7 protein-coding genes are annotated in these 10128 nt (G+C 68.5%); 4 read left to right on the top strand and 3 right to left on the bottom strand.

What is annotated here, in order from left to right:
- Nucleotides 1–481 precede the first annotated feature (481 nt).
- The 3 genes from WBA97_RS10260 (at nt 482) to WBA97_RS10250 (ending at nt 4178) form a co-directional block, all read left to right on the top strand.
- Nucleotides 482–814, top strand: a complete 333-nt coding sequence (locus WBA97_RS10260) for a hypothetical protein (RefSeq protein ID WP_424230506.1) — start codon at nt 482–484, stop codon at nt 812–814.
- On the top strand, nt 811–3267 hold the full coding sequence (locus WBA97_RS10255) for a hypothetical protein (RefSeq protein ID WP_424230505.1): 2457 nt from the start codon (nt 811–813) through the stop codon (nt 3265–3267). Before WBA97_RS10260 ends, WBA97_RS10255 begins: the two co-directional genes overlap by 4 nt.
- Before the next feature lie 134 nt (nt 3268–3401).
- On the top strand, nt 3402–4178 hold the full coding sequence (locus WBA97_RS10250; protein WP_424230504.1) for a matrixin family metalloprotease: 777 nt from the start codon (nt 3402–3404) through the stop codon (nt 4176–4178).
- A 39-nt stretch (nt 4179–4217) separates the two neighbouring features.
- On the opposite strand, the gene WBA97_RS10245 is transcribed toward WBA97_RS10250, so the two are convergent.
- Together WBA97_RS10245 and rox are read right to left on the bottom strand one after the other, a co-directional pair.
- A complete protein-coding gene (locus tag WBA97_RS10245) occupies nt 4218–4922 on the bottom strand; it encodes a response regulator transcription factor (RefSeq protein WP_424230503.1) in 705 nt (234 codons plus the stop codon).
- 252 nt (nt 4923–5174) lie between these two features.
- Nucleotides 5175–6599 carry a rifampin monooxygenase gene (gene rox, locus WBA97_RS10240; protein WP_424230507.1) on the bottom strand — a complete coding sequence of 475 codons (1425 nt, stop codon included), beginning with the start codon at nt 6597–6599 and terminating at the stop codon, nt 5175–5177.
- Between the two features lie 196 nt (nt 6600–6795).
- Here rox and WBA97_RS10235 point away from each other — a divergent pair, with 196 nt between their 5' ends.
- Complete coding sequence (locus tag WBA97_RS10235; RefSeq protein ID WP_424230502.1) at nt 6796–8505, top strand: Ig-like domain repeat protein; 1710 nt, start codon at nt 6796–6798, stop codon at nt 8503–8505.
- A 3-nt stretch (nt 8506–8508) separates the two neighbouring features.
- Here WBA97_RS10235 and nhaC read toward each other — a convergent pair whose 3' ends face one another.
- Nucleotides 8509–9996: a Na+/H+ antiporter NhaC gene (nhaC, locus tag WBA97_RS10230; RefSeq protein ID WP_424230501.1), complete on the bottom strand. Its 1488-nt coding sequence runs from the start codon at nt 9994–9996 to the stop codon at nt 8509–8511.
- Nucleotides 9997–10128 lie beyond the last annotated feature (132 nt).

Raw genomic sequence — 10128 nt, 5'->3', positions numbered from 1 at the left:
GCCACATCATCCGCTGCCTCAAACGCTACGTCGCCCGCGAAATCCACCGAGCCCTCACCACAGACCTCACCAACCCCACAAACACCCCTTGACATCTATAGGAGCATCTTTCGGGGCATAGTTGGTGCCACGAAAGCCGATTCTGGGACGTTCAACGCCCTGAAAGCGCCTTTCGGGACATCGCGCCTGTCCGCCACCTCTGATGGGGCCCCCGGCGAAGCGGGCTTGGCCAGGCCAACGCCCACCGCACGACCAATAAACCCGCCGCCCGTGGTCTCCTCACGGTCGCACGAGCCATAAACCTGGCGCTGCCCCGGAATTCCTCGACGACGGTGATCATCGAAAGGGCCTGCCGAGCAACTCGAAGAGTTGGTGATTTCCTGCTGACACGCGTCCTGACGAGCGACGACGGTGGCTTCACCCTATTGTCGGTGGCTCGTGGGATGATTCTGGGGTGACGGTGCGACGGATTGTGATCATTGTGACCGGTCTGGTGGTCGCCGGATTGTGTGCGGTGTTCGCGTGGCTCGGATGGGACGACGCGAACGTGCTGGCCGCGGTGGTTTCCGCGGTAACCGGAGTGGTGGCGGTGGGGGCGGCTGTGTGGGCAGCGGCGAAGCAACCGCCGAAGGACGAGCCGAAGGTCCGGGCGCGTGCCGCACGTACCGGCAAGGCGACCGCGCGATCAGGGGGAACGGCCAACACCGGTATCACCGGCCCCGCGTCCGGCGGCATCGACGCCGTGGCGCAGGACACCGGGGATGCCGTCGCGACGGACGACGGTGACGCCAACACCGGGGTCCGGCTGACTTGACCGAACCTCAGCAGCCCATCACGAACACGAAGACCGGGCAGGCCAACTCGGTCGGCGGGTACGCGAACACCGGTGTCCACGTCGGCGACGTCAACCTGAACACCGGCACACCGGTCCGCACCTGGTACCGGGAGCAGGTGCGGCGGATCGTGCCGCCGGAGCTGCTCGATCGTGAAGCCGAGCTCGAGGAGCTGGCGAAGTTCTGCACCGACCCCGCGACGCGTGGGCGGTACTCGTGGTGGCGAGCGGAGGCGTGGGCGGGCAAGTCCGCGTTGATGTCGTGGTTCTTCCTGAATCCGCCACCGGCGGTTCGGCTGGTCTCGTTCTTCATCACGGCCCGGTTCGCGAGCCAGAACGATCGGGTGTCGTTCGGGGACAACCTCATCGAGCAGCTGGCCGCCATCCTGGGTGTGCCGATGCCGCAGACCACCGACTCGACACGCGACATGCACCTGCTCGGCATGCTGCACGAGGCGGGCATTCCCGCCGTGACACCGAAGATCATGACGGAATGGCTGACCGAGCCGGGACTGTCCGCGACGGCGAAGATCCACCTCGCGACCGCGGCACGGCGCCTGCTGGCAGAGCGCAGGCCGGCGGACGCTCTCGTTGCCTCCGAGGCCGACGAGGAGGTGCTCGCGGCCGTGGCCCTGGCGGCGTGCACGGCGGGTTACATCGACGCCGGTGCGTTGCTCGCGCGTCACATCGAGAACCCGGCCCAGCGCGTGAATGCCGTGACAGCACTGGCGACCGCCTGTGTCCGCGCCGGTGAGTTCGACGACGCGGAGACGTTGCTGTCCGTGTGTGGCGGAAGCGAGTACCGGGCGGAGGCCACGATGTCACTCGCGTTGGTCTTCGCCGAGACCGACGCGGTCGATCGGGCGGCGGACCTGATGTTGCAGCGTCAGTTCCTGATCGAAGAGGTCATGACCGAGGACGGGCACACCGAGCTGAAGTCCAAGGCCGCGCAGGCATGGGCCGCGCTCGGCGATTTCGAACAGGCCACCCGTGTCGCCACGTCGTTGAGCGGCGCCAACGAACGTGCCGAGGTGTTCACCGCGCTGGCTCAGCGGGTCATCGACCGGGGTGACTTCGATGTGGCCAGGGGATTCGCGACCCAGGCAGAGACCTACGCCCGGATGTCGGTGACCACGACCACCCGGGTGCAGGGCTTCACCGCACTGGCCCGCGCGTACGCCGCGGCCGGGAACCTCGAACGCGCGGAGAGCATCGCCGGTGTCGCGGTGTCCCCGGACGGCGAGCCGAGCGCCGAGGAACACCTCGCGATGACGTTCGTGGAGATGGGCGAACACGAGCGGGCCGTCCGCATCGCGCACCGGTTCTCACCTCTGGTTCGTGACCACCTCCTCGTCGAGTTGGTGACCGCCGTCGACTCCGGCCATGACCTCGCCTGGGCCGTGGAGCTGGCCAGGTCCGTGTCGACGGATCCGGCTCGCATGCGGGCTCTCGCGCACTGCGCCCGGCTGGCCGCGGGCTGCGGTGACCTCGACCAGGCCATCGCGATCACCCTCGCCATTCCCGACACGACCATCCGCACGGAGGTCTCCTGTTTCCTGGTGAGGAAGCTCGCCAGGGCACGGGACATGCCGCGGCTGCGGACACTGACCGAGTGGGCCACGGATCGCCTTGACCTGGACCCGGCACCGGACGAGCGGCGATCCGCGACCCATCTGCTCGCCGCGGCACTGGCGGCCCAAGGCGAATTCACGGCCGCGACACAGGTCATGACGTCGCTGCCGGAGGATGGCCGGGACGCCGTCGCCGTCACGGCTGTCGCCGTGGCGGCGTTGACGGGTGCCGAGGACCGGGCACGCGGTCTGCTGGAACTGATCGGCTCACCCGCCGCGCGTCAGTCGGCCTTGGACGAGTTGGTGAGTGCCGCCATCGCGTGCCGGGATCTCGTCCGTGCCAACGAACTCGTGGACGACCTCGACGACATCGACCTGCGTGATCGTGTTCGTGCCGAGATCGCCGCGGCGGCGGCGGAGGCAGGGAAGCCCGCGCTCGCCGGCGAGGTGCTCGGCCGGATTCGTGCCGCGGAACACCGCGGCTGGGCACTGGCCGCGGTCACCGCGGCGGGTTTTGTTCTCCCGCTGCCCAACGATGCGGAATCCGTCGTGCAGCGGGTGACCGACCCCGATGCCCGCATCGATCTGCTCGCCGTGTTCGTCGAGGTGATGGCGTCGGTCGGCCGGGCCGAGCAGGCCGCCGAGCTGATCAGGGCGACCTCGGAACCGGAACACCGCGGGCTCGCGTGGGCGGTGCTGGCTGAGAACCTCGCAGGCGACGCGGCGCGGAATGCGGTCGCGTTGTCGTTCCGCTGGGGACGCTGGACCACCGCGTTGGGGCGTCTCGCTCGCCTCGAAGCCGACTCACTGCCGGGTGTCGAAGCCGAATTCTTCGTGCTGAACCCGGAAAGCGCCGTCGGATAACAGCGGGTTCGCCGAGGCGTGGGATTTCTCCCGCGCAGCTCCGACCGCAACCAAGTGGCACCTCGGCCAGCCACCGTTTCGCACCAAGGCCGCCCGATCGTGGGGAATATCCACCCCCACGAAAGGGATGAGTCATGGTCCAGAATGTTCTTCCCCCAGTGATCGGCATCGTCGTCATCGCCGCCGCGGCTCTCGCGACCGGCACGGCCAGCGCGCCCAGCGCCCAGCCTGCCTCGGACATCACCATCATCGGCGAGGCGATCGTGGCCTCACCGGCGGCGGCCGCCGCCCTGAGTCCGATGGCGGCAGCGGCACCCCCGCCCGGTTGTGCCGACGCCGCCTACACGTTCGCACCGTGGCACCTCGGCACGACCTACAGGTGGGCCTACAACGCGGCCGGTGCGCCGGCCTCCGTGGCAGCCCAGGCGCTCGCGACGATACATACCGCGTCACAGACGGTCGCGAGTGGACGTAATCGTTGTGGCTTGGCGACCGGGCTCCGCACCACCCAGCAGTACATCGGGGCCACGAACAAGGTGGCCCAGGTCAACGCCGCGGGCGCCTGCACGGGAAACGACGGGACGAGCGTGACCAGTTGGGGCAGCCTGCCGGCCAGCTACCTCGCCTATACCTGCGCCTATTACCGGACGAGGACCGGCGTGTTGCTGTCCTCCGACCTGCTCATCGACGGCAAGGTGCACAAGTGGGGTTTGACGGTGCCTGCCAACTGCACCAGCACCTTTGACCTCGAATCGGTAGTGGTACACGAACGCGGACACACGGCCGGTCTGGCCCATGTGGACCAGACCGCGCATGCCACGCAGGTGATGAGCCCGAGGAACCCGCCGTGCACGACCATCAAGCGGACGCTCGCGGCAGGCGATCTCGCCGGTCTCCAGAGGCTGTACTGATCGAAGTGGACTACGGCCGGGCTGACATCGCCATCGAGGTCAGCCCGGCCGATCGTAGCGATAGCCGACTCCGCGAACCGCTTTGATGGGCGAGTTCGTGTTGTCCCATCTGAGTTTGCGGCGCAGGCGAAGCATCGCGAACTTCACCCGTTCCGGCCCGAGCCCGGTCGGGTCGTCCCACGCCTGCGTGAGCAACTGCCTGGCCGACAGTACCGCGCCCGCGTGCTTGGCCAGCACGTTGAGCAGCCGGAACTCGGTGTTGGTCAGCTCGACCGCACGGTCTCCGCCCTGTTCGGTGATCTGCACGGTGCGTGCCCTGTGGTCGATCCGCACAAGGCCGTCGTCGTAGCCGCTCTCCCAGTCCGGGCCTGGCCCGGCGGTCCGGCCCGCGCGGCGCAGCAGCGCCTCCGCCCTGGCGAGGAGTTCGTTGTTGGTGAACGGTTTGGTGACGTAGTCGTCCGCGCCCGCGCGCAACCCACGCACCTTGTCCGCCTCCTGGCCCTGTGCGCTGAGCATCAGCACCGGCAGGTCGGCGAGGTCGCGGATCCGTTCCAGGACGGTCCAGCCGTCCATGCCGGGCAGCCCGATGTCCAGCAGGACGAGGTCGGGCTTCTCCTGATGTACCAAGCGAAGTCCGGCCCGGCCGTCGGACGAGGAGATGAACTCGTAACCCGCGCGCTCGAAGACGAGCCGCAACGCCAGCACGATTTCCGGCTCGTCCTCGACTGCGAGAATCTTGGTCATCGCGCTCCTATCCCGGGCAGGGTGACGCGGACCGTGGTCCCCGTCCCCTCACCGACAAGCTGTTGTGCGCGCGTGGATTCTCCGTTCAGTTTTCACGGTACGACCGCCACCGGACGGACAGCGTCAGAGAGGTGGCTTGCCGCAACAAAGTTCACTCGTACGAGGCGTCGCCAGTGCAGGAAGCCGCCGGTGGCGGGTTCGAACCGAACCCATTCGAGTGAATACGGAAGCGAGGCACCGGCTCAGGTGACATCAGTTGACGGGCTTGCCGAACCAGCGGGCGAGGTGGTCGTTCAGGTCCTGCTGGTGCTCGCCGATCCAGGCGACGTGGCCGTCGGGGCGTAGCAGGACGGCCGGAACCGCCAGTGCCGCGGTGGGATCCGCGATCAGGTCGACCCGGTCCGGCCAGCCCTCGACGGTCAGCCGTTCGGTGCGGTCGAGCACAAGGCCGCGGCCCCGATGTAGCTGGTCGTAGAGGCGGCCCTGTTTCAGGTCGATGTCGCGCAGGCGGCGGCCGAGCAGGTCGGGGCCCTCGCCGAAGTCGTAGCGGAGGTCGATCGCGGTGATCTTCTCGATCAGATAGCGGTTCACCTCGTCGAAGTCCATCAGTTCGGTGAGCAGCCTGCGCACGGCCCGAGGGCCCGGTTCGGTGGACGACAGTGCCAGCTGGGCGCGGGTGTTGTCCAGCACGTCCTCGGCGACCGGATGACGTTCGGCCTCGTAGGTGTCCAGCAGTGTGTCCGGGGCCCAGCCGCGCAGCTGTGCGGCCAGTTTCCAGCCGAGGTTGAACGCGTCCTGAACGCCCAGGTTGAGTCCCTGTCCGCCGGTGGGTGGATGGATGTGTGCCGCGTCGCCTGCCAGCAGCACCCGCCCGGCCCGATAACGTTCGGCCAGCCGGGTGGCATCCCCGAAGCGGGACAACCAGCGCGGGGAGTGCACGCCGAAATCGGTGCCTGCGATGGTGCGCAGCTGTCGCCTGAAGTCCTCGAGGGTGGGCGGTTCCGCGCGGTCGCTGACTCCCTCGGCGGGGACGACGACGCTGTAAACCCCTTCGCCGAAGAACTGGAGCCTCAATCGCTTGTCGGTCTTCTGGACTTCGGTCATCCTGGCGGCGATCTCCTCCCCCGGTACCCCCACCGCCATCTCGCCCATGAGCGTGTCGGCCCGTGATGGCTCGCCGGGGAAGCCGACACCGAGCAGTTTGCGTACCGTGCTGCGCCCGCCGTCACAGCCGACGAGATAGCGAGAACGCAGCCGTTCGCCGTCCGCCAGCTCGACGGTCACACCCTCGTCGTCCTGCTCGAAACCGGCCACCGCGCAACCGCGCCGGACCTGCGCACCGAGTTGGATCGCATGTTCTTCGAGCAGGCGAACGATGACCGGCTGCGGGATGCCGAGCAGATAGGCGTGCGCGGAATCCAGGCCCGTGGGCGGGGGTTTGGGGATGGCGGCGAAGAATCCGCCCGCCGGACGCCGCCGTCCGTGTTCGAGAATGCGGTCGAGCAGTCCACGCATTGCCATCAACTCGAGACTGCGAATATGCAGACCGACAATGCGGACGAAGGACGCCGGCTCGGTTTCCTTTTCGAGAACGAGTACCCGCACATCGTGCAGCCGCAGTTCCGCGGCCAGCACCGCACCGGTCGGCCCACACCCGGCAATGATCACATCGAACATGAACCACCCGTTCGCAGCTGCCGGATTTACATGGTTCCTGACATCGGCCGCCCATAACGCGGCACCCCGCAAGGCCGACACTCTGCCACAGAGTGTCACCCGGAAGGGTCGAGTTTCCGTGTCGCTGTGTTCGAAACCCCCGCATCACCCATAGCGTGCGTCCGCGTATCGGGTGGTGCCAGGTCGGGAGGGTTTCGTGCGTTTCGGTGTTCGTCGGATGCTGGCCGCGTCGGTGGCGGTGGCCATGGCACTGCCACTGGCTGTGGCCATGACAGTGGCCATGGCCGGACCGGCAAGCGCGGCTCCCGGTGACGAGGTGCTGACCTGGGGCCGTAACCAGTACGGCCAGCTGGGGAACGGCACGCTCAACGCGGCGGGGGAGCCGCTGGCCGGACCGGTGGTGCTGCCCGCGGGCACCAGCGTGACCGCGGTGAGCGGCGGCTACGGGTTCTCCGTGGCATTGTTGTCGACCGGCGAGGTATTGACGTGGGGCTACAACGACGAGGGCCAGCTCGGCGACGGCTCTTTCGTCAGGAGCACGGTGCCGGTGTACGTCGACCTGCCCTCGGACACGACGATCACGGCGATCGCCGCCGGTGACGATCACATTCTGGCGCTGACCGCCACCGGGCAGGTGCTGGCCTGGGGGTACAACGAATGGGGCCAGCTCGGCGACGGCACGACCGCCGACAAGGGTGTCCCGGTCGCGGTCAACCTTCCGGCTGGCACGACGGTCACCGCGATCTCCGCCGGTGCTGGGCACAGCATGGCGTTGACGGCGACCGGTGAGGTACTGGCCTGGGGCGACAACGACTTCGGTCAGCTCGGTGACGGCACCGCCACGTCCCACAGCGAACCGGCGCTCGTCCACGTGCCCGCCGGTACCGTCGTCACCACCATCGCGGGCAGCGACGACCACGGCCTCGCGCTGACCGCCGCCGGTGACATGCTGGCCTGGGGTTACAACGGCAGCGGCCAGCTGGGGGATGGCACGATCACGTCCCGCCGTGAACCGGTGCTGGTCCACCTGCCCGCCAACATGACCGTCACCGGCATCGCCGGTGCCAGTGGGTTCCAGAGCTTCGCGCTGACCGCCACGGGTGCGCTGCTGTCCTGGGGCGACAACGCCAACGGTCAGCTCGGTGACGGCACCACCACGACCCGCCGTGAACCGGTGCTCGTCCACCTGCCCGCAGGCACCGCCGTCACGGCGGTCGCCTCCGGCGACGACCACACCGTCGCGCTGACCGCTGCCGGCGAGGTGCTGTCCTGGGGCTACAACCGCTACGGCCAGGTGGGTGACGGCACCAACACCAACCGCGCGGAGCCGGTCGAGGTCCAGCGACCCGGCGGCGCTCGCGTCGTCGCCATCGGCAGCGGCAGCTACCACAGTCTCGCCATCACCCTGGCACCGGAGACCACCACGGCACTGACGGCCGAACCGGCACGGTCCCGGACCGGCGACCCGGTCACCTTCAGCGCCGCCGTGGCCTGCAACGTGGGTGTGCCCACCGGCACGGTCACCTTCAACGTCGGCGACCAGGAGATCGGTGCCGCCGCCATCGAGGACGGCGTTGCCACGCTTGTCACCGACGCCCTCCCCGAAGGAGAGCACCACGTCGTCGCCCGTTACGCAGGCGACGACATGTGCCCGCCATCCAACTCCGCCGCCGTCACCGTCACCGTCACCGCACCCGACCCCGGCCCCGGCCCGCCGGGACCGGGCCCCGGCGAGCCCACCGCACAGCCGCCGAACGGCGGGGGCACCTGGGCGTCGGACGACTCCCTCGCGAACTCCGGACTGTCGGACCACGTCCGCTGGCTGGCCGCCGCGGCCGTCGCCGCGCTGGCCATCGGCGGCATGATCCTGGTCGTCGGCAGGCGAAGGCACCGCGAACTGCCATGAAAATCAGGGCATCGGGTCGGCGTCGGCGGGGGCGGGGCGCACCCTTTCGATCCGGAACCCGGTGAAGCCGTACACCACACTCAGCAGCGGGCTCACGATGTTGAAGAAGCAGAACGGCAGGTACACCAGCGTCGACACTCCGAGCACGGCCCCCATGAAGGCGCCGCACGAGTTCCACGGCACCAACGGCGAGGTGACCGTGCCACTGTCGGCGGCCAGCCGCGACAGGTTGGTCGGGGCGAGCCCCCGCTTCGCGAACTCGGCCCGGTAGACCTTGGACGGCAACACGAGTGCGATGTACTGGTCACCGGCGATCACGTTGAGCCCGAACGCGGTGACGAACACCGTGACGAACAGCCGCCCGGTACCCTTCGCCGCGCGGATCAGAGGATCGATCAGTCGGCTGATCAGGCCGAACTCCTCCAGTATCGTGCCGAAGGTGACGGCGCCGATGATCAGCCACAGGGTGAACAGCATGCTGTCCATGCCGCCGCGGGACAGCAGCCGGTCGATGTCCCCGATCCCGGAGTTCATCGAGAACCCCGTGGCCATCGTCTGCCACACCGCCCGGATCCCCGTCAGCACCGGGTTGAGGCTCGGATCGGCGACGAAGTCGCGCACGACGTCGTACTGGGTGAACACGCTCATGAGCCCGGCGAAGATGGCAGAGGCCATCAGCGCGAGCGAGGCGGGGACCTTGCGGATCGACAGGATCACCAGTAACAGCAGGGGAAGCAGGTTGAGCGGCGTGATCCAGTAGAGGTCGCCGAGCGCGTCGAGCTCGGTGGCGGTGTCGCCGGCATCGGTCGGTGCGGGCCCCCAGAACAGCCCGATCAGTCCGAACAGGACCAACGCGGTGCAGAACGCGGGAACCGAGGTCCACGCCTGACGTTTGATGTGCTCGTAGACGTTGACCTTGACCAACTGTGCGGTGAGGACGGTCGTCTCCGAGAGCGGCGAGAGCTTGTCGCCGAGGTAGGCGCCCGAGATCACCGCGCCTGCCGTGATCCCCGCCGACATGCCGAGCATCGACGCGATGCCGACAAGCCCGACACCGATCGTGCCCGCCGTGGTCCACGAGCTGCCGATCGACATCGCGATGACGCCACAGATCGCCGCGGTCGCCGCGTAGTACCAGGTGGGGGAGAGCACCTGGAGCCCGTAGTAGACGAGGGTCGGGATCGTGCCGGACAGGTTCCACGTGCCGATCAGGGCGCCGACCGCGAGCAGGATGAACAGCGCGCTGGTGATCGAGGTGAGGGCGCGCTGGCCCGCACCGAGGACGTCGTCCCACGGGTGGCCGTTCTTCAACACGATGAGCGCGGCGACCATCGCGCAGAGCACGAGCGCGACCTGGATCGGGCCGTCGAGCGCGTCCAGGCCGAACAGGCGGAGCGAGCCACCGATCAGCACCACCAACGTGACCAGCGGCACGATCGCGTCGGCCAGCGACGGGTCGCGAACGCGCCGATCGGTGCCGTGCTCGGTCACGGGTGCACTCCTCTCGGCGCCGTACACCCGTCCACTGTGGAGGTTCCCGGCCGGACGGGCACGTCGAGTGCCCGGCAGTCAACCGCCACGCGACTACCGGCGGCGACGACGTCCACATCAATCGTGTGATCA

This window comes from Actinophytocola sp., assembly GCF_049647105.1.
Taxonomy (GTDB): domain Bacteria; phylum Actinomycetota; class Actinomycetes; order Mycobacteriales; family Pseudonocardiaceae; genus Actinophytocola.
Note: the sequence above shows the minus strand (reverse complement) of the source record. Positions and strands in the feature narration are given on the sequence as shown.

What these genes read in the sequence shown, in the direction of transcription:
- WBA97_RS10245 (WP_424230503.1), bottom strand. Translation starts at nt 4,922, where the DNA reads ATGACCAAGATTCTCGCAGTCGAGGACGAGCCGGAAATCGTGCTGGCG.
- rox (WP_424230507.1), bottom strand. Translation starts at nt 6,599, where the DNA reads ATGTTCGATGTGATCATTGCCGGGTGTGGGCCGACCGGTGCGGTGCTG.
- WBA97_RS10250 (WP_424230504.1), top strand. Translation starts at nt 3,402, where the DNA reads ATGGTCCAGAATGTTCTTCCCCCAGTGATCGGCATCGTCGTCATCGCC.